At 68.0% G+C, this 26,018-nt stretch carries 28 protein-coding genes and 1 pseudogene; 15 read left to right on the forward strand and 14 right to left on the reverse strand.

Going from position 1 to position 26,018, the window contains the following annotated elements; translation table 11 throughout:
• Window positions 1-324 (forward strand): HNH endonuclease (locus B5X90_RS19990; RefSeq protein ID WP_143264844.1); only part of this gene is annotated, 324 nt, incomplete at its 5' end.
• Window positions 325-349: 25 nt separating this feature from the next.
• Here B5X90_RS19990 and B5X90_RS19995 read toward each other — a convergent pair.
• Entirely contained in the window at window positions 350-859 is a 510-nt protein-coding gene (locus B5X90_RS19995) for a hypothetical protein (RefSeq protein ID WP_079555646.1), read from the reverse strand.
• Between the two features lie 470 nt (window positions 860-1,329).
• Between B5X90_RS19995 and B5X90_RS20000 the strand changes: the two genes are divergently transcribed.
• Window positions 1,330-1,947 (forward strand): uracil-DNA glycosylase, encoded by a 618-nt coding sequence (locus B5X90_RS20000; protein WP_028276890.1) that lies wholly within the window; start codon window positions 1,330-1,332, stop codon window positions 1,945-1,947.
• A gap of 61 nt (window positions 1,948-2,008) precedes the next feature.
• Here the strand turns inward: B5X90_RS20000 and B5X90_RS20005 are convergent, their stop codons facing one another.
• Together B5X90_RS20005 and B5X90_RS20010 are read right to left on the reverse strand one after the other, a co-directional pair.
• The gene (locus tag B5X90_RS20005) at window positions 2,009-3,292 is read right to left on the reverse strand and encodes a type II toxin-antitoxin system HipA family toxin (protein ID WP_079555647.1); all 1,284 of its coding nucleotides are present in this window, start codon (window positions 3,290-3,292) and stop codon (window positions 2,009-2,011) included.
• A complete protein-coding gene (locus B5X90_RS20010; protein ID WP_079555648.1) occupies window positions 3,289-3,585 on the reverse strand; it encodes a type II toxin-antitoxin system Y4mF family antitoxin in 297 nt (98 codons plus the stop codon). The genes B5X90_RS20005 and B5X90_RS20010 overlap by 4 nt, the downstream gene beginning before the upstream one ends.
• 396 nt (window positions 3,586-3,981) lie before the next feature.
• On the opposite strand from B5X90_RS20010, the gene B5X90_RS20015 reads away from it, so the two are divergent.
• From B5X90_RS20015 to B5X90_RS20050, 8 genes are all read left to right on the forward strand, one after another.
• The gene (locus tag B5X90_RS20015; RefSeq protein WP_079555649.1) at window positions 3,982-4,602 is read left to right on the forward strand and encodes a hypothetical protein; all 621 of its coding nucleotides are present in this window, start codon (window positions 3,982-3,984) and stop codon (window positions 4,600-4,602) included.
• A gap of 113 nt (window positions 4,603-4,715) precedes the next feature.
• Window positions 4,716-5,453 carry a YcnI family copper-binding membrane protein gene (locus B5X90_RS20020; RefSeq protein ID WP_079555650.1) on the forward strand — a complete coding sequence of 246 codons (738 nt, stop codon included), beginning with the start codon at window positions 4,716-4,718 and terminating at the stop codon, window positions 5,451-5,453.
• 139 nt (window positions 5,454-5,592) lie between these two features.
• Entirely contained in the window at window positions 5,593-6,288 is a 696-nt protein-coding gene (locus tag B5X90_RS20025; protein ID WP_079555651.1) for a FadR/GntR family transcriptional regulator, read from the forward strand.
• Between the two features lie 119 nt (window positions 6,289-6,407).
• On the forward strand, window positions 6,408-7,454 hold the full coding sequence (locus B5X90_RS20030; RefSeq protein WP_079555652.1) for an asparaginase: 1,047 nt from the start codon (window positions 6,408-6,410) through the stop codon (window positions 7,452-7,454).
• Window positions 7,455-7,462: 8 nt separating this feature from the next.
• A complete protein-coding gene (locus B5X90_RS20035) occupies window positions 7,463-8,878 on the forward strand; it encodes an aspartate ammonia-lyase (RefSeq protein WP_079555653.1) in 1,416 nt (471 codons plus the stop codon).
• 27 nt (window positions 8,879-8,905) lie between these two features.
• Window positions 8,906-10,420: an amino acid permease gene (locus tag B5X90_RS20040; protein ID WP_256860358.1), complete on the forward strand. Its 1,515-nt coding sequence runs from the start codon at window positions 8,906-8,908 to the stop codon at window positions 10,418-10,420.
• Between the two features lie 95 nt (window positions 10,421-10,515).
• Window positions 10,516-11,841 carry an ATP-binding protein gene (locus B5X90_RS20045; RefSeq protein ID WP_079555654.1) on the forward strand — a complete coding sequence of 442 codons (1,326 nt, stop codon included), beginning with the start codon at window positions 10,516-10,518 and terminating at the stop codon, window positions 11,839-11,841.
• A gap of 44 nt (window positions 11,842-11,885) precedes the next feature.
• Window positions 11,886-12,509, forward strand: coding sequence for a transmembrane-type terpene cyclase (locus tag B5X90_RS20050; protein WP_079555655.1), 624 nt, complete (start codon window positions 11,886-11,888; stop codon window positions 12,507-12,509).
• A 35-nt stretch (window positions 12,510-12,544) separates the two neighbouring features.
• Here B5X90_RS20050 and B5X90_RS20055 read toward each other — a convergent pair.
• The 3 genes and pseudogenes from B5X90_RS20055 to gluQRS form a co-directional block, all read right to left on the reverse strand.
• Window positions 12,545-13,375: pseudogene (locus B5X90_RS20055) on the reverse strand (NADP-dependent oxidoreductase); the annotation flags it as partial.
• A gap of 2 nt (window positions 13,376-13,377) precedes the next feature.
• Window positions 13,378-14,058, reverse strand: coding sequence for an HD domain-containing protein (locus B5X90_RS20060; RefSeq protein WP_079555656.1), 681 nt, complete (start codon window positions 14,056-14,058; stop codon window positions 13,378-13,380).
• Between the two features lie 9 nt (window positions 14,059-14,067).
• Window positions 14,068-15,015 carry a tRNA glutamyl-Q(34) synthetase GluQRS gene (gene gluQRS / locus B5X90_RS20065; protein WP_079555657.1) on the reverse strand — a complete coding sequence of 316 codons (948 nt, stop codon included), beginning with the start codon at window positions 15,013-15,015 and terminating at the stop codon, window positions 14,068-14,070.
• 333 nt (window positions 15,016-15,348) lie between these two features.
• On the opposite strand from gluQRS, the gene B5X90_RS20070 reads away from it, so the two are divergent.
• Window positions 15,349-15,807, forward strand: coding sequence for an Lrp/AsnC family transcriptional regulator (locus B5X90_RS20070; RefSeq protein WP_176803545.1), 459 nt, complete (start codon window positions 15,349-15,351; stop codon window positions 15,805-15,807).
• Window positions 15,808-15,821: 14 nt separating this feature from the next.
• Here B5X90_RS20070 and B5X90_RS20075 read toward each other — a convergent pair whose 3' ends face one another.
• Entirely contained in the window at window positions 15,822-16,277 is a 456-nt protein-coding gene (locus B5X90_RS20075; RefSeq protein WP_079555658.1) for an Lrp/AsnC family transcriptional regulator, read from the reverse strand.
• 117 nt (window positions 16,278-16,394) lie between these two features.
• On the opposite strand from B5X90_RS20075, the gene B5X90_RS20080 reads away from it, so the two are divergent.
• A complete protein-coding gene (locus B5X90_RS20080; protein ID WP_079555659.1) occupies window positions 16,395-17,057 on the forward strand; it encodes a LysE family translocator in 663 nt (220 codons plus the stop codon).
• Between the two features lie 21 nt (window positions 17,058-17,078).
• Here B5X90_RS20080 and B5X90_RS20085 read toward each other — a convergent pair whose 3' ends face one another.
• The 7 genes from B5X90_RS20085 to B5X90_RS20115 all read right to left on the reverse strand — a co-directional run bounded on the left by B5X90_RS20085 (window position 17,079) and on the right by B5X90_RS20115 (window position 23,365).
• Window positions 17,079-17,435 carry a nuclear transport factor 2 family protein gene (locus B5X90_RS20085; RefSeq protein ID WP_079555660.1) on the reverse strand — a complete coding sequence of 119 codons (357 nt, stop codon included), beginning with the start codon at window positions 17,433-17,435 and terminating at the stop codon, window positions 17,079-17,081.
• 81 nt (window positions 17,436-17,516) lie between these two features.
• On the reverse strand, window positions 17,517-18,566 hold the full coding sequence (locus B5X90_RS20090) for a hypothetical protein (RefSeq protein ID WP_256860359.1): 1,050 nt from the start codon (window positions 18,564-18,566) through the stop codon (window positions 17,517-17,519).
• A gap of 33 nt (window positions 18,567-18,599) precedes the next feature.
• Complete coding sequence (locus tag B5X90_RS20095) at window positions 18,600-19,100, reverse strand: DUF456 domain-containing protein (protein WP_079555661.1); 501 nt, start codon at window positions 19,098-19,100, stop codon at window positions 18,600-18,602.
• Between the two features lie 64 nt (window positions 19,101-19,164).
• Entirely contained in the window at window positions 19,165-19,500 is a 336-nt protein-coding gene (locus tag B5X90_RS20100; RefSeq protein WP_079555662.1) for a hypothetical protein, read from the reverse strand.
• Window positions 19,501-19,864: 364 nt separating this feature from the next.
• Entirely contained in the window at window positions 19,865-21,058 is a 1,194-nt protein-coding gene (locus B5X90_RS20105; RefSeq protein ID WP_079555669.1) for an NAD(P)-dependent malic enzyme, read from the reverse strand.
• A 302-nt stretch (window positions 21,059-21,360) separates the two neighbouring features.
• Window positions 21,361-21,918: a TetR/AcrR family transcriptional regulator gene (locus B5X90_RS20110; protein WP_372702904.1), complete on the reverse strand. Its 558-nt coding sequence runs from the start codon at window positions 21,916-21,918 to the stop codon at window positions 21,361-21,363.
• A 181-nt stretch (window positions 21,919-22,099) separates the two neighbouring features.
• A complete protein-coding gene (locus B5X90_RS20115) occupies window positions 22,100-23,365 on the reverse strand; it encodes an MFS transporter (RefSeq protein ID WP_079555664.1) in 1,266 nt (421 codons plus the stop codon).
• A gap of 160 nt (window positions 23,366-23,525) precedes the next feature.
• On the opposite strand from B5X90_RS20115, the gene rraA reads away from it, so the two are divergent.
• The 3 genes from rraA to B5X90_RS20130 form a co-directional block, all read left to right on the forward strand.
• A complete protein-coding gene (gene rraA, locus B5X90_RS20120; RefSeq protein ID WP_079555670.1) occupies window positions 23,526-23,987 on the forward strand; it encodes a ribonuclease E activity regulator RraA in 462 nt (153 codons plus the stop codon).
• Window positions 23,988-24,089: 102 nt separating this feature from the next.
• Complete coding sequence (locus tag B5X90_RS20125; RefSeq protein ID WP_079555665.1) at window positions 24,090-25,748, forward strand: MDR family MFS transporter; 1,659 nt, start codon at window positions 24,090-24,092, stop codon at window positions 25,746-25,748.
• 105 nt (window positions 25,749-25,853) lie between these two features.
• On the forward strand, window positions 25,854-26,018 hold a 165-nt coding region (locus tag B5X90_RS20130; RefSeq protein WP_143264788.1), incomplete at its 3' end, for a helix-turn-helix domain-containing protein.

A 26,018-nucleotide genomic window follows, 5' to 3' on the forward strand; every position in this document is an offset into this window, starting at 1 on the left:
CACCTGGACCACATCATTCCCTGGCACACCGGCGGCCCGACCACCACGGACAACGCCGCCGGACTCTGCGAAGCCTGCAACCACACCAAAGAAACCCCCGGCTGGAAAGCCCGCCCCAGCCCTGCAGCCGAACTCGGCAACGGCAGGCGCAGCAGGCACACCCTCGAACTCACCACCCCCACCGGCCACTCCTACCACTCCACCGCGCCACCCCTGCCGGGGACACCGCTTCGCCCTTCGGCCACATCGCTCCACCGGCGCAAACTCCGGTACGTCGCCATGGCGCCCAAGCACGCCAGGCTTGGCGCCGCGGCAGCGGCCTGAAACGACCACCTGAAGCTGGTCTGGCTTAGTGCGCTATGTTGCGGGCCTGAGCAAGGTTGGCGAACGGCAGCCGGCCGTGGAACGCACGAAAATCCTCCTGATAACGTGCTTCTGCTGCGTTCACTAGTTCCGGGGGCAATTCCTTCCAAGCAACCATCAAGGCCTGCGAATCTGCGAGTTGCCACAGCAGCCTGCCACCCCAGTGGCCCACCGGAACACCGCGTCCGAAGTCAGACATTTCCCGGATCCTCTTACGAAGGCCGCGCTTACCCGTCTTCCCCGCGCCTGCCTTGCCGATGTAGAGGACCTCAGCCCCGGCAACCCATTCGGCAGCCAAGGCGGCCTGAGGAAGAGAAGGATCCTTGCCCTTGAAGTGTCCTCCAGCGCTTCCCGCCAGAAACCGGGGTGTAAAGCCCTCCGGCATCAGCACGGCGTAAATACCGGGGGCCTGCGGGATCTCATTCAGCTCGAGTTCCGCGAACGACCGGAAACCGGTAAAGCCAGCGGCGGTGAGCGTCTGCATATCGAAGTCCATGACGCTACTTTCGCAGAAACTCCCCGGCGCACGGCTCACCAACTACGGGATGCGATAAACGGGCCTTCTTGGCTTCGGGCTCCGCTGCCCGTTGCAAATCGACCGGCTCGATTCGCGGCTCTTGCCCGGGGGCTCCCCCCACGCTTCATCGCATCGAGCAGTTCGGCAGCGAAGAAAAGCGCCCGCTCACCGGGGCGGTAGCGGGCGTCAGGCCTGCAGGTACCTTCGCGATCTCGCTAAGAGACGGCTCGGACACTTCCATGTCCCGAACAACCCGGAGTCATCAGATGGTTACCTGCAGGCGCTTTAAGCCTACGCCCGCCTCACGGCCGTCACCAGAGGGCCATTGACTCTGGGCAAACCCCCGCGCAGCCCGGCGGAATGGGCCCCGGCCGAAACACCCCCTGCCGCGAAAGCGTAGAGTGGAGGAAGCCGCCTGATTCTGGACGCCAAGTGCTGAGGGAGAAATCGTGACGATTGACTGGGACGAAAAGAAGACCCTGCTGCAGGAGCCGAACATCGCCGCGGTGACGCAGCTGTGCGACGAACTCATGGAAAAGAAGCCTGGATCCGTGGTCCCGTACATCGACCCCATCCATGACGAGGACGAATGCCGGATCGTCAGCCTGCATATCAGCCCGGGCAAGGGCACCGAATCGGGCTTTGTCTCGCACTTCAACGACGATGAAGCCGCCCGCCGCGCCACCTCCATCTACGAGGCCGCAGAGCTGGACCCCCGCTATGTGATGCCGTGGAACGCCTACCCGTGGATCCGCGATCCGGAGGCATCCTCGGCCCTGAACGTCCAGGAGAAGACAGACGGCCTGCGGCCCTTCCGCCAGTTCCTGAAGATCAACAAGCGCGTCTCGGCCGTTATTGCCCACGGCGCGGACGCCCACTCCTTCCTGACGCTTTTCGAGAAGACCTACCATTCCTCGCTGAAGAATCACGGCGTCAAGATCTACAAGGCCACCGCACTTGGCGGCCGCGCCTTCGCGGTATCTCCGGCCAAGCAGGAAGAGCTCCTCGCCAAGAACGTTGAGGTCTACAAGGACGCCATGCAGCGGGCGGGCATCCAGCACCTCTGAGGCTGCACGCAGCGGCATCCGTCAGCGGCATCCGGCGCAAACCGAACCTGCGCCGGCGGCATCACCCGGCCAGCAGCCTGCGACGGTGCTTGAGTTCCTTGACCCAGTCGCGGGTGACCATCGCTGAAAACGGCGAGGCGCCGTCGTCGGTCATGGAGCGGAATGCCGTGCCCGCCTGGAGGTCCGTCAGCAGCGGATCCGAGGCCTTCAGCGCCAGTTCCAGCACCTGGACGGCGGCACGTTCAGTCAGCCCCATCCCCGCGGCCCAGCCCAGAAAGTGCTTCCGGGAAATCCCTGTGCGCTTGCCGTCCAGGGTCAGGGCGAGTGTCTTGTCCCCGTAGACGACCGTGGACGGGATGTCGTATACCGGCGCGATAGACCACTCACCGGCCGGCTGCTGCACCATGGAAACGTTCTTCGCGTGCAGGTCGCCGTTGCCCGTCAGCCACGCAAATGCCGCCTGGAGGGCCAAATTCCGCACCGCGGGCAGCGGAGCCGCGCAATACGCCGCAAGCGCATGGCACACCTGCCCGTAGCCCACGTTGTACTTGTCCGCAGGATAGAGGCCCAGCACCTGCGCACCGTCCTCGACGGCAAGCCGCTGCACCGCCCGCGGCGACCTGGCCGCCGCCTTGGGACCCGACACGCCCGCGACAGGCCCACCGGATACGGTGCCACCGGAAACAGGCACCCGGTCGAAGCGTTCCACGAGAAGCCCGGGCCGCCCGGCGACGTCGCGGATCAGCTGGACCCGGCTCAACGGGATCCGCAGCCGCGCCGCGTACCGGAACATCGCGTACTCGTTTTCGACGACGTGCGGAAACTCGGGGGCGTTGAGTTTGAGGATGTAGCGCCGGCCGGCGCTGGCCACCGGCATGGAGATCATTCCAGCGGACAGCTTGTCCTGCACCCCCGCCAGGGCCACCGGGTCGATCAGCCCGGAGTCGCCCAGCAGGGCCTCAAAATCCACGGGCGTTGCGGGGTCAAGCTCGACGGCGTGCTCGTCCGGGTCCAGCTTCTCGCCATGGCCGACGATTTGCACGTCACCCACCGGGTTGGCGCCGGCCGCGATGAGCAGGGACAGCTCATCATCCACGCTGGTCTTGATGGAACGGCGCAACGCGTTCAGCCGCCGGCCCTCCGGCAGAAGCCCGGTGAAATACGGCGGGGCTGCCCCCGCCGCGGACAGTACGGGTTCCGGAGTCAGCGGCAGGGAGCTCGCGACGGCGGGGCCCCCGGACGCCAGATAGGCCGGCAGGTAGCTGAACCTGGTGCCGCCGTCGTGCCGCTCCAGCCGGGCCGCCAGCACGCCGGCCTTGTAGATATCCGCGATGCGGTGCCTCATGGCCGGGCTTCCGGCCCGTCCTGCAGTTCCCCGTCGGCCCGCAGCCCGGCCACCGGGCCGGCGAGGGCACGGGCTGCGGCGCTGGTCCGGGTCTGGACCCTGAGTTCCAGTCCCAGCGTGTCCAGGAGCGCCAGCAGGGAGTCCAGCTGCACCGTGCGTTTTCCCTGTTCGACGAACCGGACGAAGCGCTCTGAGACTCCGGCCAGTTCGGCCAGCTCACGCTGGCTCAGGCGGAGCGACCCGCGCCGGGCCCGGGCCTCGGCAGCGAGTTCGCCCGGAAATGCGTTCCCCATGGCAGCCTCCCGTTGATCAAGTTACGTCCGAGGTCCGGCGTTCGTGCGAACGAACGCTGCGGGTTCGAACGCTGTGGGTTCGAACGCTGTTGGCCCGAACTCTGGCCGTACGAACCCTGCGGTACGAACGTGCCGCTTTGCAGGCATTTCCAGTATAGGGCGGCCCAGGACGCCTGAACAGGGCTATAACGGCACGTACGTACCGGCGCCAAGGGCGGTCAGGGGCAACCGCCAGCGGTCGAAGGCACCCGCCGGCACAGCCCGGCTGGCGCAGCCCAGCCGCTACAGACTGGGCGGTTCAGCCGCGCGCGGGCGCGGCAGTTCACAATGGCCCGTAGGATTTAAGGGACTTAAGCGACAACCAGACCCCACGGAATCCGGAAAGGACTGCACACGATGACGCGCGCTTCCTTCCGACTGTTCCGCACCGGCCTGATCGGATCCATCATCGTGGCGCTGGCAGCCGGCGGCCACCTGGCCGGCGGCGGACGGCTGCCAGAGCCGGCGATCGTGACGGCATTGTGTGCCGTGGCGATGATCCCCGTGGCCGTACTGACCCGCGTCCGCCTGTCCTTTCCGGCCCTGGCCGGCCTGCTCGGCGTGGGGCAACTGTGGCTGCACTGGTCCTTCGGCACCTTGTCCCCAGGGGCCCCCGCGACCCTCCAGGCCCGGATGGCGGAGGGCCACCCCGGCCACCCCGGCCATTCAGCGGCTGCCATTGCCCCGGCGATGCCCGACCCTTCCATGGCGGCTTCGGCGGCCGACATGGGCGGTGCCATGTTCGCCGCACACGCGGTGGCGACACTCGGCACGGCACTTTTGCTCGCCCACAGCGAGCGGGCCCTGTCCGCGCTTGCTTCCTGGCTGCGCCCGCTCGTGCAGCTGCCCCAGCCCTCCGCCGCCACGCCCCTGCGCGTCCCCGGCCCCCGCGCGGTCAACCTGGTCCTCCCCCAAGCCCGGGTTGGCCTCCGCCTGCCGACCAGGCGCGGGCCTCCGGAGCTGTCGCCCGCCGCCTGACATTAATCCCTTTCACCTACGGACGGGACAGCAGGCGGCCACCCGCTGCTACCGCCGGACGGACAACCCGACGGCTCCCCACCTGATATCCGTTAGTGAAAGGCACCCTTGCCATGAAACCCTCCCTTCGCCGTACCCTCAAGACCGCCGCTGCCGCCACAATGACCGCGGGCCTGCTCGCCGCCGGTGCAGCAGCCGCGTCCGCCCACGTCCACGTCGACACCGATGATCCGGCCGCCGGCGGCTACAGCCACCTGACGTTCAATGTCCCCAGCGAGTCCGAGTCGGCCAAGACCAGCAAACTCGAAGTCACGCTGCCCACGGACACCCCGTTCACTTCGGTGTCGGTGAAGCCCGTCGAGGGCTGGAAGGCCGTCATCACCACGAGCGACCTGCCGAAGCCGATCACGATCGCCGGCGCCACAGTCACCAAGGCCCCGAGTTCCGTGGTCTGGACCGCTGACGAGGCCCACCAGATCGGACCGGACGAGTACCAGGCCTTCTCGCTGTCCGTCGGCGTCCTGCCGGACGCGGGAACCACGGTGACGCTGCCGACGGCCCAGACCTACACCGATGGAACCGTCGTGAAGTGGGACGAGAAGACGGTCGAGGGCCAGGCCGAACCCGAGCACCCGGCACCCTCCTTCGTGACCACGGCCAAGGACGCCGACGCCCACGGCGCAGCCGTCCCCGCCGCAGCCACGACGACCGCACCCTCGGCGGCCCCGGCAGCGGGCACGTCCCGTGACGGCGGATCCGCCGCCGGCTGGATCGGGCTGGCCGCTGGGCTGATCGGACTGGCCGCGGGCGTCACCGCGCTGGTCCGCACCCGCCCGTCCAAGGTCCAGTAGTCCCGGCCGGCAGACCAGACTCAAACCCACGCAAGTAGGCCGCCGCCGGATCTCCGGGCCGAGCGGCGACGGCGGCCCCGGACCCCGGGGCCGCCGTCATACTTGACACCCCGGTGTGATCCCTGCCATATTTTAAGGCGTGAACCTGTCAGACAGCCGGACAGCAGGACAGCCATTGGCTCGCCTCAGTGCCGCCGAAGCCGTTTTCAACGTCCTCCGCACCGAGATCGAATCCGGCAAGCTCGGCGTCGGCTCCAAGCTGAGCTCCGAGGCCACTCTTGCCCAGCAGTACGGCGTCAGCCGCTCTGTGGTCCGCGAGGCCTTGCGCTCCTGCACCGCCCTGGGCTTGACGGTCACCAAGACCGGGCGGGGCACGTTCGTCGTCGCCAACCGTGTGGCCAAGGACCTGGTCCTGGGCCAGTACTCCGCCCGCGACCTCACGGAGGCACGCCCCCATATCGAGGTTCCTGCCGCCGGGCTGGCAGCAGAACGCCGCTCGGCCGAGGAACTGGCAACGCTGCGCGACATCGTTGCCGCGATGAGCGGCGAGGACGACCCCGAAGTGTGGGTGGGCCTGGATTCCAGCTTCCACGCGCTGATCGCGCGGGCCAGCCGGAACAAGGTCTTCGAGAACGTCGTCGCCGACATCCGGGACGCCCTCGCCCACCAGTCCGAGACCCTGAACATGGTGGCGGACCGCCAGCACGCGTCCGACGAGGAGCACCGGAGCATCCTGGCCGCGATCGAAGCCGGCGACGCGGCGACGGCGCGCATTGCCATGAGCCAGCATCTGCACGCCGTTGGCATTGCCCTCGACTCGATCCTCAACGCCTGACCTCAGGTGCATGGTGCCGTCAGGAATTCAATTAACAATTCAGTCAGCACCAGCAAGGCCAGCACCAACACAGTGACCAGCCACCACAACCGCATCAACCGCCACTGCCAAAGGACGCAATGACTTCCCCTGCTCTCGCCAACACCCCGACCCCGCTCGCCCCGGAGCGGCTGCCGCAGCACGTCCCGCTCGCGGTGCAGACCCGGGACGGGCTGGTCGAGAGTGTGCACTACGGCTCGGTCATCGCCACCGCAGCGGACGGCCAGATCCTTCTCGGTGCCGGGGAGCCTCTCGCCCCGTTCTACCCGCGGTCAGCCCTGAAGCCCCTGCAGGCCGTCGCCATGGTCCGCGCCGGCCTGGACCTCCCGGACGAACTCCTCGCCCTCGCCGCCGCCAGCCATTCCGGCGCAGCCAGCCACCGTGACGGTGCCCGGCGCATCCTGGACCTGCACGGCCTGACACCCGCGGACCTGGAGAACAGCACCGATCTCCCCTACGGCGCCCGCGAGCGCGAAGACTGGCTCGGCGACGGCGGCCAGGCCACGCAACTGACCCAGAACTGCTCCGGAAAGCATGCCGCCATGGCGGCCACCTGCGTCATCAACGGCTGGCCGGTCCAGGGCTACCTGGACCCGGCGCACCCGCTGCAGCAGCTGGTGGCCCGGACCGTGGCGGACCTGACCGGTGAAGACCCCCAGCGCACCACCACTGACGGCTGCGGCACCCCGCTCTTCGCGCTCACGCTGCGCGGCATGGCCCGCGCCTTCGGCCGCCTGGCCGCTGCTGCCGCTTCCGGATCCGGCGAAGCGGAAGCCGCCGTCGGCCGCGCCATGCGCCGCCACCCCGAGATGGTTGCGGGCGAGGACCGGGACGTCACCGCGCTGATGCGCCTGGTCCCCGGCCTGCTCGCCAAGGACGGCTTCGAGGGCGTCCAGCTCGTAGGCCTCCCCGACGGCCGCGCCGTCGCCGTGAAGGTCTCCGACGGCGGAGACCGCGCCCGGATGCCCGTCACCGTGCGGGTCCTGGCCGCGCTCGACGTCGACACCTCACCCTTGGCGCGCCTCGCCGCCACCCCTGTGCTGGGCGGCGGCCGGCCCGTCGGGCTCCTGCAGGCCACCGATTTTCTCGCTGCCCCCAAGACCTCCGACGCCCCCGAAGCCCTGTAAGGACCGCCATGACCTCGCTCGACGAACGCACAAAATTCCGCTCCGAACACGACCTCCTGGGCGACCGGGATGTTCCCGCCGACGCCTACTGGGGCGTCCACACCCTCCGGGCCGTGGAGAACTTCCCCATTACCGGCCAGCCACTCTCCTCCAACATGTACCTGGTCCGCGGGCTGGCCGCCGTGAAACTGGCCGCCGCACGCACCAACCACGAGCTCGGACTGCTCGATGCCGAGCGTGCCGCGGCCATCGGCGAAGCCTGCACCGAGGTCATGAACGGCAAGCTCAGCGAGCAGTTCGTCGTCGACGTCGTCCAGGGCGGTGCCGGGACGTCGTCGAACATGAACGCCAACGAGGTCATCGCCAACCGGGCCCTGGAAATCCTCGGGCACCCGAAGGGCGACTACGCCCGGCTGCACCCCAACGACCACGTCAACCTCAGCCAGTCAACCAACGACGTCTACCCCACCGCGGTCAAACTCGGCACGATCTTCGCCGCCCGGGAACTGCTGGAAGCCCTCACCGAGCTCGAGGACGCCTTCGCCGCCAAAGCCCTCGAGTTCCGAACCGTGGTCAAGATGGGCCGCACCCAGCTCCAGGACGCCGTCCCCATGACGCTCGGCCAGGAGTTCGGCACCTACGCCGTCACGATCGGCGAGGACCGGCTCCGCCTGGCCGAGGCCGACCTGCTGATCCACGAAATCAACCTCGGCGCCACCGCGATCGGCACGGGCCTGAACGCCCCCGCCGGGTATGCCGAGACCGCCTGCCGGCACCTCGCCGAGATCACGGGCCTGCCGCTCGTCACGGCCGTGGACCTGATCGAGGCCACCCAGGACGTCGGCGCCTTCGTGCACCTCTCCGGCGTGCTCAAGCGCGTCGCTGTGAAACTCTCCAAGATCTGCAACGACCTCCGGCTGCTCTCCTCCGGCCCGCGCGCCGGCTTCGGCGAGATCAACCTCCCCGCGGTGCAGTCCGGCTCCTCGATCATGCCCGGCAAGATCAACCCGGTCATCCCGGAAGTGGTCAGCCAGGTGGCCTACGAGGTGATCGGCAACGACGTCACCATCACCATGGCTGCCGAGGCCGGCCAGCTCCAGCTCAACGCCTTCGAACCCATCATCGTCCACAGCCTCCACAAGAGCATCTCCCACCTGGAAGCCGCGTGCCGCACCCTCACGGCCCGCTGCGTCCGGGGCATCACCGCCAACACCGAACACCTTCGCCTCACCGTAGAACAATCCATCGGCCTCGTCACCGCCCTGAATCCGCAGCTGGGCTACGCCACGGCCACGGCCATCGCCCAGGAAGCCCTCGCCACCGGCAAGGGCGTCGCGGAACTCGTGCTCGAACACGGCCTGCTCACCGACGAGCAGCTCACCGAGCTCCTCAGCCCGCAACGCCTGGCCAACCTGAGCAAGTAGCGCACCTCCGAACCCCGAAGGACCCCCATGACTTCTCCTGACACTGCCCGCGCCCAAAATCTCCCCGCTCAACAGCAGACCCAGCAGCCACCCGCCGTTTCCGACCACACCATTCCGGCGCACGCCCACGCCTCGGAGGCCGCGCTCCACGCCGAGGACCAGGGCTATCACAAGGGCCTGAAACCCCGGCAGGTCCAGATGATCGCGATCGGTGGCGCCATCGGCACCGGCCTGTTCATGGGTGCCGGCGGCCGGCTCGCCACCGCCGGTCCGGCCCTGATCATCAGCTATGCCGTCTGCGGGTTCTTCGCCTTCATGATCCTGCGCGCGCTCGGCGAACTCGTGATGCACCGGCCCTCGTCCGGCTCGTTCGTCTCCTACGCCCGCGAATTCTTCGGCGAGAAGGCCGCGTTCGTCACCGGCTGGCTGTACTGGCTGAACTGGGCCATGACCGCGATCGTGGACATCACCGCCGTCGCGCTGTACATGAACTTCTTCAAGAAGTACTGGGCGCCCATCGCGGACGTGCCGCAGTGGGCCTGGGCGCTGGCCGCCCTGATCCTGGTCCTGGGCCTAAACCTGATCAGCGTCAAGGTGTTCGGCGAGCTGGAATTCTGGTTCGCGCTCATCAAGGTCGTGGCGCTCATGTCCTTCCTGCTCGTCGGCATTTACTTCGTCATCTTCGGCACGCCCGTGGCCGGCCAGGAGGTCGGCTTCAGCCTCATCGCGGACAACGGCGGCATGTTCCCCAACGGCCTGCTGCCGGCCGTCGTAGTGATGCAGGGCGTCGTGTTCGCCTACGCCTCGATCGAACTGATCGGCACCGCCGCCGGCGAGACCGAAAACCCCGAAAAGATCATGCCGCGGGCCATCAACACGGTGATCGTGCGCATCGCGGTGTTCTACGTCGGCTCGCTCGTGCTGCTCTCCCTGCTGCTGCCCTACAGCTCCTACAAGGCCGGCGAAAGCCCCTTCGTGACATTCTTCGGCTCCATCGGGGTCGACGGCGTGGACGCCATCATGAACCTGGTGGTCCTCACCGCGGCGCTGTCCTCGCTCAACGCCGGCCTCTACTCCACCGGCCGGATCATGCGTTCGATGTCCATGTCCGGTTCTGCACCGAAATTCGCGGCACGGATGAACAAGTCCGGTGTTCCCTACGGGGGCATCGCCCTGACAGCCGGTGTGGCTCTCCTGGGCGTGATCCTGAACGCCGTGGTGCCGGCCGAAGCCTTCGAGATCGTCCTGAATGTCGCATCGCTGGGCATCATCAGCACCTGGGCCATGATCGTCCTGTGCCAGATGCAACTTGCCCGCCTCGCAGCCCGCGGGGAGCTGCTCCGGCCCGCGTTCCGCATGCCGGGCGCGCCCGTGACGGGCTGGGTCACCCTGGCCTTCCTCCTGGCGGTGCTGGTCCTCATGGCCTTCGACTCGCCCGTGGGAACGTGGACCATCGCCTCCCTGGTGGTCATCGTTCCGCTCCTGATGCTCGGCTGGCGCCTCTGCCGGCACCGCATCCTGGAAATCGCCGCCTCCGCGTAACGCAACGTCCCCGCAACCTCACCTGCACGCGGTTCGCATATGCTCAGCGGACAGACTCAACATGGCTCAGCGACGAACCACCCGGGAGACAGCTCATGACCAATTGGCGGATCAGGGATTTCCATTCGGCCGACCTCGACGGCATCCTGCATCTCTGGGAATCCCTCAAAGAATCAAATGTCGAGCCCGTCTACGCGCTCTCGGAGGTCCTGGCCTCCTGCGAGAAGGACCACGCCGTCGTCGCGGTGCAGGGTGAGCAGGTGGTGGGCGCCGCCGTCGGACGGGCGGCCCATGACCAGGGCTGGATCGTCTTCCTGGCCACGTTGCCCGAATTCCGGGGCCGCGGGATCGGCACCTCGCTGCTGGCCGCGGTCGAGAACCGGATGGCACCGCACGGGCTCAACAAGCTCTCGGCCCTGATGCCGGAATCCGAAACCCGGGTGGAGGCGTTCCTGGGCCGCGGCTTCGCGCTGAAGAAGAACCTGCGCTATTTCGAACGGAAAATCCCGGTCCAGCGCCAGGAACTGGAACCCCTGAGCCTGCTTGGCGGCCGCATCCTGGCCCGTGACCTGTGGGAGAACGTTGCCGGCATGCGCCTCGAAAAGGAACTCCTGGAGCGCCGGCTGGTCCTTCCGCTCGCCGAGGCCGACCTCGCGGATGAATACGGTGTGGTGCCGCCGCGGGCCGTCGTCCTCTTCGGCCCGCCCGGTACCGGCAAGACGACGTTTGCCAAGGCGATCGCGTCCCGGCTCGAATGGCCGTTTGTGGAGGTCTTTCCCTCCCGGCTGGCCGCCGATCCGAAGGGACTGGCCGGGGCGCTGCGCGAGACGTTCCTGGAAATCGCCGAACTGGAGCACGCGGTGGTCTTCATCGACGAGGTCGAGGAGATCGCCGCGCAGCGCTCGGGCGAACCGCCCTCTCCCCTGCAGGGCGTCACGAACGAGCTCTTGAAGATCATCCCCGCTTTCCGCGAACAGCCCGGCCGGCTCCTGGTCTGCGCCACCAACTTCATCCGCGCCCTGGATTCGGCCTTCCTGCGGCACGGCCGGTTCGATTACGTCATCCCGATCGGCCTGCCGGACCGGCAGGCCCGCGAGGCCATGTGGCAGCGCTTCATCCCCGTTGCCGTGGTGGACGACGTCGACGTCGAGCTCCTTGTGGACCGCACCGAGGGCTTCTCCCCCGCGGACATCGAATACGCGGCCCGCAGCGCCTCCCAGCGGGCGCTGGAAAGCGCCGTTTACGGAATGGACAGCGACGGCGGCGCGGCGTCCGGGGGCAATCCGGCCTCCCGCGCGGCTGTCCGGAAGGGCCCCTCCACCCAGGACTACCTCGATGCCATCCGCGACACCCGGACCACGGTCAGCGACGAGGTGCACCAGGACTTCCTCGAGGACATCGACGCCCTGGGCCGGGTATAGGGGAAGCAGGTGTAGCCGAGCAGTCATTGCCTAGTGGAGGCAGCGTGATCCTGTTTCTCACAATCGTGAGCGGCCTGGCCTGGACCGTGGTCTACGCCGACGCCATCCGGATCGGCTTCAGGGACCGGAGCTATGCGATCCCGGCCGCCGCGCTGGCCCTGAATTTCGCCTGGGAGGCCATCTACGCCACCCGCTCCATCGCGACGGGAATCACCGCCCAGGGCGTCTTCAATATCGCGTGGGGACTGGCCGATGTCGTGATTGTGTACACCTTCCTGCAGTTCGGCCGCTCCGAGCTGCCGGGCTGGGTGACGCGGCGGCTGTTCATCGGCTGGGCGCTCCTGCTGGGCGTCACGTCGTTCGCGGTCCAGCTGCTGTTCGTCGTCCAGTTCGGCTGGGACGACGCGGCCCGCTACGCGGCGTTCCTGCAGAACCTGCTGATGTCCGGGTTGTTCATCGCCATGTTCGCCGCCCGGGGTGGCACCCGCGGCCAGACCCTGCTGATCGCCGTGGCCAAGTGGATCGGCACCCTCGCGCCTATGATCGCGCTGGGCTGGTACGGCAACTCGCCCCTCATCCTGGGCGTCGGGACGCTCTGCAGCGTCTTTGACCTGGTGTACATCGGCCTGCTGTGGCGGGCCCGGCAGCCGGGAGCCGCTACAGGGTGACGACGATCATCCCCGCTGGGGTGCATGAACAGGTAACGGTAGCTGGCTTTCGCCTTGCGGGCGCGGCGGCGGATGCCCAGGCTCATCAGCCAGAACGCGGCGGTGATCATCGGCGGCGAGCCCAGGTCTTTCGTCGCGGTGAGCGGCTCGGGAACGCCGGCAATGGATACCACCCTCCCGCCGGGCCTAAGAATGCGGAAGGAATCCCTGAGGGTCACGCCGCCGATCAGGTCCAGGACCGCATCGAACCCGTGCAGTACCGCGGAGAAGTCCTCCCGGTTGTAGTCGATGACGGTGTCCGCCCCCAGCCGGCGCACCAGCGCCTCGCCGCGGGCCGATGCCGTGGTGGTGACCTGGGCGCCGAGATACTTGGCGATCTGGATGGCGAGTGTTCCCACCCCGCCGGCGCCGCCGGAGATAAAGAGCCGGGAGCCGCGGCCCACGGCAAGTTCATCGCGGAGGGCCTGGAGCGCCGTGAGCCCGGCCAGCGGCAGTCCTGCGGCCCCGGCGAATCCCAGCGACGCCGGGATGGCGGCCACCAATTCCTGCTGCACGCACACCAGCTCGGCGAAGGCTCCGAGCCTGGCCTTGTCCACCCGGGCGTAGACGCGGTCGCCGATGGAAAAGCGGTTGGGCCCGGGTCCGATTGCTTCCACCGTCCCGGCGAGTTCGCAGCCGGCAACGATCGGCAGGCGGACATGGCTGATCGGCCGGAGCGCGCCCTGGCGGAATTTAAAGTCCACCGGGTTCAGCCCCGCCGCGGCGACCTTGATCCGGACGTCACCCGGGCCGGGCCGGGGAACCGGAACATCCCGGAGTTCCATGGCGTCCGGGCCGCCGTAGCGGGTGAGGACGTAGGCGCGCATGCTCAGTCCCGTGCGGACCCGGTTTCACCGGCCGGTGCCTCGCCCGGCCCAGCTTCAGCGTCTGCTGCCGGGTCTGCTGCCGCGTCTGCTGCCGGGGCGTCGTAGGAAAGGAACTCGTAGTCCGTGTCGTCCGCCTCGTCGAGCATGTCGTCGAGTTCGTTCAACAGCCAGGGATTGATCCGGGCCAGGATTTTCCGGGTTTCCTCGACAGGAACGGCGGCGTAGAGCACCGGGCGGGCATCGTCGTAGCGGGTGACCGGGGGTTTGTCCGGCCACTTCTCGGCCAGCGCCTTGACCCGTTCGGGCAGCGAATTGTGCGCGTTGTCGGCAATCTTCACGAGCGTGGCATCGTGGTCCTCGGCGATGTACCGGATGCCGGCCTGGTAGTCGTCCGGGTTCTCATGCAAGCGCTTCGTGACCCGTTCGATGATGTCCGCGGCACGCTCGGAGACCCCCATGTCCAGGAGTGCCTGGCGCGTCATCGGGGTGTCCTCGGCGATATCGTGGAGGTACCCGGCGATCCGGATGTCGTCGTCGAAGTCCGCCAAGGCGTCCCCGACGGCGAGCACATGCTCCCGGTATGGCCGCTTGAGCTTGTCCTTCTGGCGGTTGTGGGCCACCTCGGCCAGGACCTTGGCTGTCTCGACAGTGAAGCGGGGCTGGGGGTGTGCGGGCTCGGTCATGAATCCAGCCTACGCGCCGCGGCTGTCCGTCCCGGCCCGGAGGCCGGTTCCCGGATGCGCCCCCTTGTGCACTCCCGGCACCCCGGGCCACACCCAGGGCTCGCGGGGCAGAGCGGCCGGGTCGAAGGCGGTGAGGACATCGTTGAGGCGGCCCGGCGGGAGGCCGAGGGAATCCAGCAGAGTATCCCGGACCTGGTCCACGCCTACGCCGGCGAACGCCAGGTCGGCGAGCGTGACGGCGCCGTCGCGCTTGGCCAGCCTGGCGCCGTCGGCGTTCAGTACCAGCGGCACATGCGCATATTCCGGAACAGGCATATTGAGAAGCGACGCCAAATAGGCCTGCCGTGGCGTGGACGGCAGCAGGTCATCGCCACGGACCACCTGGTCGATGCCCTGCGCGGCGTCGTCCACCACCACGGCCAGGTTGTAGGCGGTCACGCCGTCGTTGCGCCGGAGCACGAAGTCGTCGACCACCCCGGTGTAACTGCCGTGGAGCACGTCCCGGACCGTCACCTCGGCCACGGTGGAGCGGAGCCGGACGGCCGGCGGCCGGGCGGCCCGCTTGGCCTCGCGCTCGGTGCCGCTGAGGTTCCGGCAGGTTCCCGGGTAGGCGCCCAGCGGAGCGTGCGGCGCGGAGGGGGCCTCCTGGATTTCCCGGCGGGTACAGAAGCACTCATAGGTCAGGCCGGCCGCCGTCAGCTCCGCGATGGCCGCGTTATACAGGTGCTCACGCTCTGTCTGGCGCACGACGCCGCCGTCCCAGCTCACGCCGATCGCCGCAAGGTCGCGGAGTTGCTCGGCCTCGGCGCCGGCCCGGGCACGGTCCAGGTCCTCCACCCGCAGCAGGAACCGCCGCCCCCCGGACCGGGCGAACAGCCACGCCAGGATGGCCGTCCGGAGGTTGCCCACATGCAGTTCGCCGGAGGGACTGGGGGCGAAGCGGCCAGCTAACGTCATGTGACTAGCCTATGCGGAGCAGCACAAGAGCCCCTCAGCTACCGATGACTTCGGGAAATCCGACGTCGGTGGCTCAGGGGCTCTTGCCGCGAGTGCGTTGTGCGGAATGACGATGCGTGAACAAGAGTCAGTCAGCGGCTGGCTCCTTGCGGGAGCCTCGTCCGGGGTCCGGGTGGTGTGCCGGGATGTCCGTAGCCTTCGGGATCGTGGCGGTGGCCTCGTCCCCTTGTTGTCACCATTTGAGCAGAAGCCCTACAGTTGGTGCAACGGGCTGGCCTCAGAGTAGTCAATCTGATCAACCGCAGCCCGGACCGTGAACAGGAAGTGGTCATTTTGCAGGAGCTCGACGCGACGGACCGGCGGATCCTCGCCGCGCTGGACGAAGATCCCCGCGTGCCGGTCATGGTGCTGGCGCAGAAGCTGGGCCTGGCCCGCGGCACCGTCCAGTCCCGCCTGGAGCGGATGTCGGCGTCGGGCGCGCTCCGGCCGAACAGCAGCCGGGTGCTGCCGTCCGCCCTGGGTCGCGGCGTGGCGGCCGCGGTCAGCGCGGAACTGGACCAGAGCCACCTCAACGAGGCGATCGCCGCCCTGCGCAACATCCCGGAGGTGCTCGAATGCCACGCACCCGCCGGCGACACCGATCTCCTGATCCGGGTGGTGGCCAAGAGCCCGGACGATCTCTACCGCGTGTCCGAGGAAATCCGGCTGTGTCCCGGAATCGTCCGGACCTCAACGAGCATGTTCCTGCGCGAGGTCATTCCCTACCGGACCACGGGACTGCTCGGCGCCTGAGCAGGCGGCCGCGTCTAGACCGGCGGCCCGGCGTTGGCCTTCAGGTTCTTCATGACCAGCGTTGACGTCAGGCGCTCGACGCCGGGCAGCGAGGTCAGTTCACTGTCATAGAAACGCTGGTAGGAGGGCAGGTCCTCCGCGATGACCTTGAGCAGGTAGTCCGGCGACCCGAAGAGCCGCTGGGCCTCGACGATGTTGGGATTGCCGGCCACCCGGCTTTCGAAGATCTCCATGGTGGAACGGTCCACCTGGCGCAGGGTCACGAACACGATCGCCTCGAAACCGAGCCCCACCGCGGCCGGATCAATGTCCGCCCGGTAGCCCCGGATGATCCCGGCGGCCTCCAGGTCCCGCAGCCGGCGGTGGCACGGGGCAACGGTCAGCCCCACCTTGGCCGCCAGGGCCGTGGCAGTCATCCGGCCGTCCGATTTGAGGTAACGCAAAATACTTCTGTCAATTGCATCAATCACGCAATTATCTTACCCAAAAGCGGTGATTCACCAGTAAATAAGCGAGCACTTCCCAGCCGAATTTGCCTAGAGTTTTTCTTGTACCCGCCACGGGGTGCCGCACTACTGGAGCCCGCCATGAACCCCCAGCTTTTCCTCGCCTTCCTGGTTGTCGCCGTCGCCCTGGCCTGCACCCCCGGCGTCGACTGGGCCTATTCGATCGCGGCCGGGCTCAGGCAGCGCAGCTTCGCGCCCGCCGTCGCCGGGCTCTGCGGGGGCTACGCCCTCCACACGGCGCTGCTGGTGCTGGGCCTGGCGGCACTGCTGGCCGGGATGCCCGGCGTGCTGGGCTGGCTGACGGCGGCGGGCGCCCTCTATCTGCTGTGGCTGGGCTTCAGCACCCTGCGGTCCTGGCGCGGGGCCAGCTTCAGCACCGGCACCGCTGCTCCCGGTGCCGCCACACCCGCGAGCCAGTTCCGGGTTTTCCTCCAGGGCATGGGCATCAGCGGGATCAATCCCAAGGGTCTGCTGTTCTTCGTGGCCCTGGTCCCGCAGTTCGTCAGCCCCGACGCCGCGTGGCCGGTTCCGGTCCAGTCGGGTCTGCTCGGGCTGACCTTCATCCTGCTCGTGGGCGTCATCTACAGCTGTGTGGCACTCCTGGCGCGGAAACTGCTGCAGGCCAGGCCGGGCGCAGCGCGCCAAGTGACGCTGGCCAGCGGGATCATCATGCTGGCTCTGGGCGCCTTGCTGCTCGCCGAGCAGATCGCGCCCGCCGTCAGCGCAGCCATGACGCGCGGGTGATGGCGCTAATTCGCCTCGGGGCTACTTGCGCTGCATGTACCACTCCGTGAAGGACGACGCGCGGCCGTCCGCGGTCAATTGGATGACCCACAAGTTGTCATAGCTCCGGCTGTTGCCGCGGTAGGTCGTCAGGCCCTGCACAAACGCCCGGCCGCCGTCGACCCCCAGCAGCTTCCACTCAAACATCCAGTCATCCGGCTCATCGCGCCCGGCAAGCCAGTGCTCCACGATATCGTCCCGGCCCCGCCACGGTTCAGCTTCCTGGGGGCTGGTCGCATAGATGGCGTCCTCGGTAAACAGCGCCCGGATGTCCTCCGGATCGTTCGTCGTCCACGCCGTGATGTAGTGCTGCATCCAGCGCTCCACCGCATCTCTCATGCCTCGTTTGTACTCCCCGCCCCATAGGCCCGCAAGAGTAGTGGATACGTGGATTTGGCCGCAGTCGGGCGTGGACGCATGTCAGTCGTCGTCAGCGCGCCCGTATTCTCGGTCCCAGAGTTCGTGCATCTCGGCGTCTTTGCGGATGGCTTTCACGGCCTCCAGCTGCGCCGGTTTGTGGCGCTGCCAGTCCCGGCCGCCAAGGGTTTTGCGGCCCGCCTCGAGGAGGAGCAGGGCGGTGTCCGTCAGCGCGTCGCTGCGGAGGGTGAAGTCAGTCTTCCTGCGCCGCAGGACTTCCTGCAGGGCCGAACGGGAAGCGGTGTAGGCGCCGAGCCTGCGCAGCGACCGGGCACGCACCAGCAGCAGCGCCGCGGACAGATCGTCCGCGTTCAGCAGGCCCTCGGTCTCTGCCACCACGTCGACGTCGCGTCCCAGCTCGGCCTCCAGCGAACAGCGCGCCAGGGCGAGCGGCAACGACGGCGGCAGGCCGGCCAGCGCCGCCAGCGCCGCCTCCGTCTGACCGGTCTCACGCAGGGAATGGGACAGCGCCAGGAACACGGCCTCCTCGGAGAAGAGCACCGGAACCTCAATCCGCTCGGCCACCTCCACCCTGGTGACCACGCCGGCCAGGTATTCGCCGGCGTAGCGGTTGGCGTCCTCGTCGTTCCGCAGCCTCAGGCCGTGCTGCAGGAGTTCGGACGCGCGCAGGTGCCCGCCGTGGGAATATGCCAGCAGCCCGGCCATCAGGTAGCACACCCCGGCCCAGCCCGGGTAGGAGCGGGCCAAGGCAATCAGGCGGTCAGGATCGGTGCTGCCGAAGACGGCGGAGTGCACGGCTTTCAATCTCTTGGCGGAGGCCCGGCCCCCCACCCTGCCCAGCCGGGGCACCCCGCCTTCGGCGGCCAGCGTCCCGGGGGCCCGGCCTGCCATGAGTCCGGCCACCGCGCCGCCCACGGTGCCGGCCAGGCCGCGGACGGGGGTCCGGACCACAACCTTGCGGAACGGCGTCAGGTCGCGGGTGTCCGTGTACGGCCTGGGCTGGCCGTCGGGACTTTGGCCGTCAGCAAGCTGGCCAGCGGAAATGCGGCCGTCAGGAATTTGGGGGGCGGATTCGCCAAGTCCGGCGCTCATTCCCCCATGGTAGTAGGCACCGGCAGGCCGCTGCTAGGCGGCCGACGCCACCCAGAGGCCGATCACCCAGGTGCTCGCGGCGAGGCACGCAAGGCCGAATTCCACGATCATGCCCAGACCCGTGGCCTTCAGCGCCGCCCAGCTCGAGGCCACCGCGGTGCCGAACACGCGGGTGCGCTGCAGCTCGCTGAGCAGGAGCCCGGCGGCGAAGCCGACAAAGAGCCCCACCACGGGGATGACAAACATGCCGGCCACGCCCAGCACGAGGCCCACCACCACTGAACGGCTCGGGATGCTGTGCTCCTTGAGCTTCCGGCCGGTCAGGACGGTGCTGGCGGCCATGCCGGCCAGCACGAAAAGCATCCCGATCCCGAAGACCACCCAACCGGTGGTCCCGGCGCCGCCCCACAGGGCCCAGGCAAGCAGGCTCGCACCGATCAGGATGCTGCCGGGCAGAACGGGAATGATGGTCCCGGCAACGCCCACCACGATGGCGAGGCCGCAGAGCACTGTCACGACAAACTCGGGGTTCATCGCCCCAGTCTATGGCCGGGCCCGGGGCTGCCGTTGACGGCCCCGGGCCCGAAGATGCCGGCGCCTAACTTCCGGACGGCTCCCCGTACATGACGGAGTAGTGCGAGATGTCCTTGCCCGAGTAGTGCGAGATTGTCACGGACAGCTGGCTGGAATAGAAGTAGTCGATCTGGGCGCCGAGGCCCTGCTTGGCAGAGCCGGCCTTGACGCAGACGGCGATGATCTCCAGACCGTCCGGGGCGGTGATTTCCAGAGACTTGATGCCGTCGGCCACGTTTATTCTGCCGGTGTCCCATTCCGGGCAGAGCTGGCCCTCCGGCGGGGCTGCGTTGGCCGGCGCCAACCCCCCGCCCAAGAGAACAAGTCCCGCAATGGCCCCCGCCGCTAGCAACTTCTTCATGTCCTGCTCCTTCTCACGAATCGGAAACGGTCCCGGCGCCGCGAACTGCTCGTGGCGCCGGGGTTTGGGCCGCGGAAAGTCCACAGCCGCGACCCGGAGCTTCCGGATGCCTGGTGTGAAGTGAGACTTCGATTCCCCGCCCAGCCGGCAGACCCCCGCGGCAGGCCCTGGGGCCGCTGCGGCTGGAATGCTGGGCCCAGCGTAGGACGGCGCGGCGGCCTGCAACCCGAGTAGTCAATACTCGAATTTCCCGGATTCCTGGCCGAGGGCTGGTTGTTTCCCGAAAAACGACAGCGGCGGCGCTCCCCCTCAAGGAAGCGCCGCCGTCGTGGTCCGGTCTCGGATGCCTTCTGACGCGGTCCGGCTACTCGGCGGCCACCGCCGCGGCGACTGCGGCGGAGACAGCCGGGGCCACGCGCGGATCCAGCGGGCTGGGCACGATGTAGTCCGCGGAAAGGTCATCCTCGGCCAGTTCCGCGATGGCCCGGGCCGCGGCGAGCTTCATGGCCGGCGTGATCCGGCGGGCACCGGCGTCGAGGGCGCCGCGGAAGATGCCGGGGAAGGCCAGGACGTTGTTGATCTGGTTCGGGAAGTCGCTGCGTCCGGTGGCGACGACGGCCGCGTACTTGCTCGCGACCTCCGGGAGGACTTCCGGGTCCGGGTTCGACAGGGCGAACACGATCGAGCTGTGGTTCATCAGCTTGAGGTGCTCCTCGCCCAGCTTCGAAGAGGAGACCCCGACGAACACGTCGGCGCCGAGCAGCGCCTCCCCCGGGCCGCCCGCCACGCCACGCGGGTTGCTGCGGGCGGCGAGCTGGGCCTTCTTGCTGGCCGGATCGGCGGCGATGTCCGCGCGGTCCTTATTGATGGTGCCGCGGGAGTCCAGGAGGACGACGTCGCCGATCCCCGCCGTCAGCAGGATTTCGGCGACCGCGATCCCGGCGGCCCCCGCGCCGGAGACCACCACACGCAGGCTCTCGAGGGTCCGGCCGGTCACCTTGGCGGCGTTGGTCAGGGCGGCGAGGACTACGACGGCGGTGCCGTGCTGGTCATCGTGCATGACCGGGCAGTCCAGGGCCTCGATGAGTTTCTCCTCGAGTTCGAAGCAGCGGGGCGCGGCGATGTCCTCAAGGTTGACGGCGCCGAAGCTGGGGCGCAGCCGGACAAGTGTCTCGATGATTTCGTCGACGTCGGTGGTGTTGAGGACCAGCGGGATGGAGTCGAGTTCGCCGAAGGCCTTGAACAGTGCGGACTTGCCCTCCATCACGGGCAGCGAGGCGCTGGCGCCGATGTTGCCCAGCCCCAGCACGGCCGTGCCGTCGCTGACCACCACGACGAGGCGCTGGGCCCACGTGAGCGTCTTGGCGAGCTCCGGGTTGGCGTGGATGGCGCGGCTGACCTGGGCGACACCGGGCGTGTACGCGATGGAGAGGTCGCGCTTGCTGGCAAGCGGGACGGTGCTGGAAATCGACAGCTTGCCGCCCTCGTGGGATGCGAAGATCTCCTCGTCGCTGAGCACGGCTACTGCCTCAGCCGGGGAGGTGGAATCGGCGGGAATGATCGTTTCAGTGGACACGTCGTTGTCTCCTGGGGCTCACCGTGGGCGCACGGCTCATGGAAGCTCAAGCAAGGATGCTCAAGTTGGTCTGGCAGGGGCGGCGGCGACCAGAGGTGGCGGTCGCCGGTGTTTCCCCGATTAGCCGGCCTCAGCCGGCTCCGGTCCAGCAATCGTAAACAGAGCCTCACGCCCGTTACGCCCGCCGGGAGCGCTACCCTGCCGTGGTGAAACGTTTCTTCTCCGAAATATGTGACCCGGATCACGTGCGGGAGGGCATATTCCGGGTCGCTGGTCTAGACCAGTTACGCGGCCTGCGGGGGCCGCTGCAGGAGCGAACAGGCCTTCTTCAGGTCCTCCTCCGCTTCGAAGAGGGACAGCCGGCGGCAGCGGACGGCCTGGACCAGGCCCGTAACCGTCAGCAGCAGGACCCGGGCCACGGCCGGATCGCCGCACGCCGCCGTCACTGCCTTCTCGGCCGTCGCGTCGATCTCGCGCAGCAGCCGTGTGGTGTCGTTGTCCTTGACGTAGACCGCCCGGTTGAGGGACTGCTCCACGGCGGGCTGCATCAGGCGCATATGGAAGATCTCCATCACCACTCCCGCGAGGGCCTGGGCCGCAACCTTGCCCGCCGCCGGCGAGCTCCCCGCGAGCAGTTCGCCCAGTTGCTTGCGGTACAGCGCCAGGACCAGCTGGGTGGCCGACGGAAAGTAGCGGTACAGCGTCCCCAGTGGCACGTCCGCCTTGGCCGCCACCTCAGACAGGACCACGGAGTCCAGGCCCTTGCGGGCAAAGCCCGCGGCGACATCAAGGATGCGCACGTAACGGAGCCGCTGCCGGGGCAGAGTGGGTGGAGGGGCCATCGGTGGAAGATCTGAGTGAAAATCAGGCATCAGCAGCGTTCCGGGGGTCGTTTTTCTCGGCAGCCGGGCGCGATCCGCCCACCGCGCTGCCGCGGCAATTGCCGTCCACTATACGCCACGATTCCCGGCGTCCGGCGAGTAGACCGGGGCGCCGAAGCCCCCTGCACGGAACGCGGGCGGTTCAGTCCACGCCCTTGATCTTCACCACGAACACGGCCCCCAGAAGCCCAATCACGGCGGCCGCCACGTACAGCGCCACATAGCCGCCCCAGAAGGCAACAAAGGGGTACGCAATCAGCGGGGCGAGCACTTGCGGCAGCGAGTTGGCAACGTTGATGACGCCAAGATCCTTGCCCCGGCTCAGGGCGTTCGGCAGCACCTGGGTGATGAGGGCAAAGTCCACCGCCAGATAGCAGCCGAAGCCGATGCCGAGCACGGACGCGCCGATCAGCGCACCCGGCCAGGTGGGTGCGAACGCAAGAATGAGGGAGGCTGCGGCGATCACGGCGGACGAGATGATGACCAGCGGCTTCCGGCGGCCCAGGCGGTCGCTCAGCCGGCCGCCGACCACACTGGTGATGATCACCATGACCGCATACAGGCCCGTGAGGATCAGGACGCCAAACTCGGGCTCGATGCCCTGGGTTTCGCGGACCCGGACGGCGTCGTTGAGGAAGAACAGCAGGTAGAGGGTGACCATATGGTTGCCAATGTTCACCAGGAGCCGCGTCAGCCAGGCCCAGGCAAAATCCGGATGGCGGGCCGGGGAAATCCAGAAGCCCCGCACAAAGCCGCCCAGGCTGAACGGCGGACGGGCCTGCGCAGGCAGCGGAACGTCGTCGTTCTTGAAGTAATAGAGCACGACGCCGGCGAGCAGCGCCACCGCACAGACAACGTACCCCGCGGCGAAGTTTCCGGCGACGGCGGCGGCGATCACCGCCCCCGCCAGGATTCCCGCTGTCTGGCCCATGGCGGCAAGGCCGCCGACGGTGCCGCGCTGGGGTACCGGCACGCGGTCCGGGATGGCCGCCGTGATGGCCGCGTAGGCGCCGTTGCAGCCGGCCTGGACGAGGCACCAGAGCAGCGTCATGGCGGCAACGCCCGGGGCGCCCGCCAGCGCGATCAGGGCCGCGGCACCCAGGACGGCACCGAAGAGCACCCAGGGCACCCGCCGGCCCCGCCGTGCGGTGGTCCGGTCACTGAAGGCGCCGAAGAGGGGGTTGGCGACCAGGGACACGGCCGCACCCGCACCCGTCACGAGGGCGAGGATGGCTTCCTTGTCCGGTTCGCTGAAGGCGGCCGCCTGTTGGCCGAGGAGCACCTGGAGCGGGCCGAAGAATGCCGCGTTGATGCCGACGTTGACCAGCACCACCCCTGCCGTCCAGACAGGCCGGACGCGGCGTTCGGGTTCGGCGAGCGCCGGCGCGGTGGTATCGGACATGCTCATGGCTCCCCCTGGAACTGATGATCAGGCATATGTATCAGTGCGCAGCCAGACTACCGGGACTCGGCAGATCTGGGCGCAATGTGCGAGTCTCGGTCATGAAACACGCTGCCAACCACGCCATCCGGTTAACACGCAAGGAGTCACTGTGAACGCTTCCGCCATGAATACTGCAGACCTTTTCGACGAGCGCGGCGGGGAGCTGGAATCCGTGTCGGTGCAGTTCCAGTCCCTGGGCGGGCACACGCACTTCAGCGGGCCGGTCCGGACCATCCGCTGTTTTGAGGACAACGGGCTGGTCAAGTCCGTGCTGGCCACTCCCGGCCACGGCTCCGTCCTGGTGGTCGACGGCGCCGGCTCCCTCCGCACTGCGCTGATGGGGGACATGATCGCGGCCAGCGCCGTCGCGAACGGCTGGGCCGGCGTCGTTATCAACGGTGCCATCCGGGACCGGCTCGCCATCGCGGGGTTGCCGCTCGGGGTCAAGGCACTCGGCAGCAACCCGCGCAAGAGCGCCAAGGACGGGGCCGGGGCAATCGACGTGCCCCTGGATATCGACGGCGTGGCCATCCGCCCCGGCGTGATGATCTGGTGCGATCCGGACGGGATCCTGGTCGAACGCTAAGGACTTTCTTCTCCCCGAGGTAGTGGCGGGAACAATTCAGCCAGTAACATAGTTACTGAAAGCAACTATCCGCTTAATCCCCCACTTCACCTTGGAGCAGTCATGTCCAAAACCACCTCCGTGCGCGCCGCGGGAGAGGTCCTGACCCACCGTCAGACCATCACCGTCATGGTGGGACTCATGCTCGGCATGTTCCTGTCTTCGCTGGACCAGACGATCGTGTCCACCTCGATCTACACGATCGCCAACGACCTCGACGGCCTCTCCTTGCAGGCCTGGGCCACCACCGCCTACCTCATCACCTCCACGGTGAGCACGCCGCTCTACGGCAAGCTCAGCGACATTTTCGGGCGCCGCCCGCTGTACCTCATCGCCATCGTGATCTTCCTCGCCGGTTCGCTCTACGCCGGCTCGGTCCACTCCATGACCGAGCTCGCCATTGCCCGCGGCATCCAGGGCATGGGCGCCGGCGGCCTCCTGGCCCTCGCCCTGACCATCATCGGCGACATCGTGCCGCTCAAGGACCGGGCCAAGTACCAGGGCTACTTCATGTCGGTCTTCGGCATCTCCTCCGTCCTGGGCCCGGTGATCGGCGGCGCCTTTGCGGGCACCGAAACCATCCTCGGGATCGACGGCTGGCGCTGGGTGTTCCTGATCAACATCCCGATCGGCCTCGCGGCCCTCACGGTGGTGTTCATGTACCTGCACCTCCCCGCCAAGCACGTGAAGCAGAAGATCGACTACTGGGGCGCCGCGGCCATCACCCTGGCCATTGTGCCGCTCCTCCTCGTGGCCGAACAGGGCCGCACCTGGGGCTGGAGCTCCGCGAACTCCTACCTCTGCTACGCACTCGGCGTCGTGGGTATCATCGCGTTCCTGCTGGCCGAACGGCACGCCGCCGACTACGCGCTGATCCCGCTCCGGCTGTTCCAGAACATCACCTTCGGCCTGTCCTCGCTGCTGAACTTCATCATCGGCATCGGCATGTTCGGCGCCATCGCGATGCTGCCCATGTACCTGCAGCTGGTCAAGGGCCTGACCCCCACCGAGGCCGGCCTCATGATGATCACCTTCACCGTGGGCATCCTCACCGGCTCCATCACCGCGGGCCGGACCATCTCGGCCTCGGGCACCTACCGGATCTTCCCGATCCTTGGCACCGCCACGCTGACGGTGGCCGCCGTCGTCATGGGCCTCTCCCTCGGCGTGGACACCCCGCTGTGGGTCCCCGGCGCCATCGCCGTGTTCTTCGGCCTGGGACTGGGCTTCTGCATGCAGCCGCTGACGCTGGCCATGCAGGTCTCCGTGCCCTCGAAGGACATGGGCGTGGGCACTTCCTCCGCCGCGTTCTTCCGCTCCATGGGCGGCGCCGTTGGAACGGCCGTGTTCATCTCGATGCTTTTCAGCCTCGCGGCCGACAAGATCGCCACGGGCATGAAGGACGCCGCGCAGAATGCTGACTACCTCAAGGTGCTCAAGGATCCGGCCGTGGCCGCCGACCCTGCCAACGCCAAGCTCTACGAGTTCTTCAAAAACGGTGCCACCAACGATTCACTCAACGACACCAGCTGGCTGCACACCGCCAACGCGACGCTGACGCGCCCCATCACCGAGGGCTTCGCGCAGTCGATCGACGCCGTCATGCTCACGGCCGCCGTGCTCACCGGCATCGCCTTCCTGATCACGTTCGCCCTGCCGAACAAGAAACTCACTGACCCGAAGACGGTTGCCCGGGAGGGCGCCGTGGCCGCCGCCCACTAGGTGTACTGCGCCGGGACGTTGTTGACATGTAGGGCTTGAAAACGAGGAGGACCTCCGGGCTAAGTGGAGCTGTCTAGTTCACACACTTTGCGCTCGGAGGTCCTCGTGTCCCACGTTAATGCCCGTCTAACAGTTCATGGAAGACTCCTGATCGTTGACCGTGTGGCCGCAGGCCGCCCGGTCGCCCATATCGCCGCGGAGCTGGGTGTGTCCCGGCAGACGGCGTACCGGTGGGTCAGACGTTTCCGGGCCGAGGGCGCGGCCGGTCTG

It is taken from the genome of Arthrobacter sp. 49Tsu3.1M3 (assembly GCF_900168135.1).
Classification (GTDB): domain Bacteria; phylum Actinomycetota; class Actinomycetes; order Actinomycetales; family Micrococcaceae; genus Arthrobacter.

Bases quoted from the DNA above. Each gene is read 5' to 3' on its own strand.
- B5X90_RS19995 (WP_079555646.1), bottom strand. From the start codon at position 859: ATGGACTTCGATATGCAGACGCTCACCGCCGCTGGCTTTACCGGTTTC.
- B5X90_RS20005 (WP_079555647.1), bottom strand. From the start codon at position 3,292: ATGAGGCACCGCATCGCGGATATCTACAAGGCCGGCGTGCTGGCGGCC.
- B5X90_RS20010 (WP_079555648.1), bottom strand. From the start codon at position 3,585: ATGGGGAACGCATTTCCGGGCGAACTCGCTGCCGAGGCCCGGGCCCGG.
- B5X90_RS20015 (WP_079555649.1), top strand. From the start codon at position 3,982: ATGACGCGCGCTTCCTTCCGACTGTTCCGCACCGGCCTGATCGGATCC.
- B5X90_RS20020 (WP_079555650.1), top strand. From the start codon at position 4,716: ATGAAACCCTCCCTTCGCCGTACCCTCAAGACCGCCGCTGCCGCCACA.
- B5X90_RS20030 (WP_079555652.1), top strand. From the start codon at position 6,408: ATGACTTCCCCTGCTCTCGCCAACACCCCGACCCCGCTCGCCCCGGAG.
- B5X90_RS20035 (WP_079555653.1), top strand. From the start codon at position 7,463: ATGACCTCGCTCGACGAACGCACAAAATTCCGCTCCGAACACGACCTC.
- B5X90_RS20040 (WP_256860358.1), top strand. From the start codon at position 8,906: ATGACTTCTCCTGACACTGCCCGCGCCCAAAATCTCCCCGCTCAACAG.
- B5X90_RS20045 (WP_079555654.1), top strand. From the start codon at position 10,516: ATGACCAATTGGCGGATCAGGGATTTCCATTCGGCCGACCTCGACGGC.
- B5X90_RS20060 (WP_079555656.1), bottom strand. From the start codon at position 14,058: ATGACCGAGCCCGCACACCCCCAGCCCCGCTTCACTGTCGAGACAGCC.
- gluQRS (WP_079555657.1), bottom strand. From the start codon at position 15,015: ATGACGTTAGCTGGCCGCTTCGCCCCCAGTCCCTCCGGCGAACTGCAT.
- B5X90_RS20080 (WP_079555659.1), top strand. From the start codon at position 16,395: ATGAACCCCCAGCTTTTCCTCGCCTTCCTGGTTGTCGCCGTCGCCCTG.
- B5X90_RS20085 (WP_079555660.1), bottom strand. From the start codon at position 17,435: ATGAGAGATGCGGTGGAGCGCTGGATGCAGCACTACATCACGGCGTGG.
- B5X90_RS20090 (WP_256860359.1), bottom strand. From the start codon at position 18,566: ATGAGCGCCGGACTTGGCGAATCCGCCCCCCAAATTCCTGACGGCCGC.
- B5X90_RS20095 (WP_079555661.1), bottom strand. From the start codon at position 19,100: ATGAACCCCGAGTTTGTCGTGACAGTGCTCTGCGGCCTCGCCATCGTG.
- B5X90_RS20100 (WP_079555662.1), bottom strand. From the start codon at position 19,500: ATGAAGAAGTTGCTAGCGGCGGGGGCCATTGCGGGACTTGTTCTCTTG.
- B5X90_RS20110 (WP_372702904.1), bottom strand. From the start codon at position 21,918: ATGGCCCCTCCACCCACTCTGCCCCGGCAGCGGCTCCGTTACGTGCGC.
- B5X90_RS20115 (WP_079555664.1), bottom strand. From the start codon at position 23,365: ATGAGCATGTCCGATACCACCGCGCCGGCGCTCGCCGAACCCGAACGC.
- rraA (WP_079555670.1), top strand. From the start codon at position 23,526: ATGAATACTGCAGACCTTTTCGACGAGCGCGGCGGGGAGCTGGAATCC.
- B5X90_RS20125 (WP_079555665.1), top strand. From the start codon at position 24,090: ATGTCCAAAACCACCTCCGTGCGCGCCGCGGGAGAGGTCCTGACCCAC.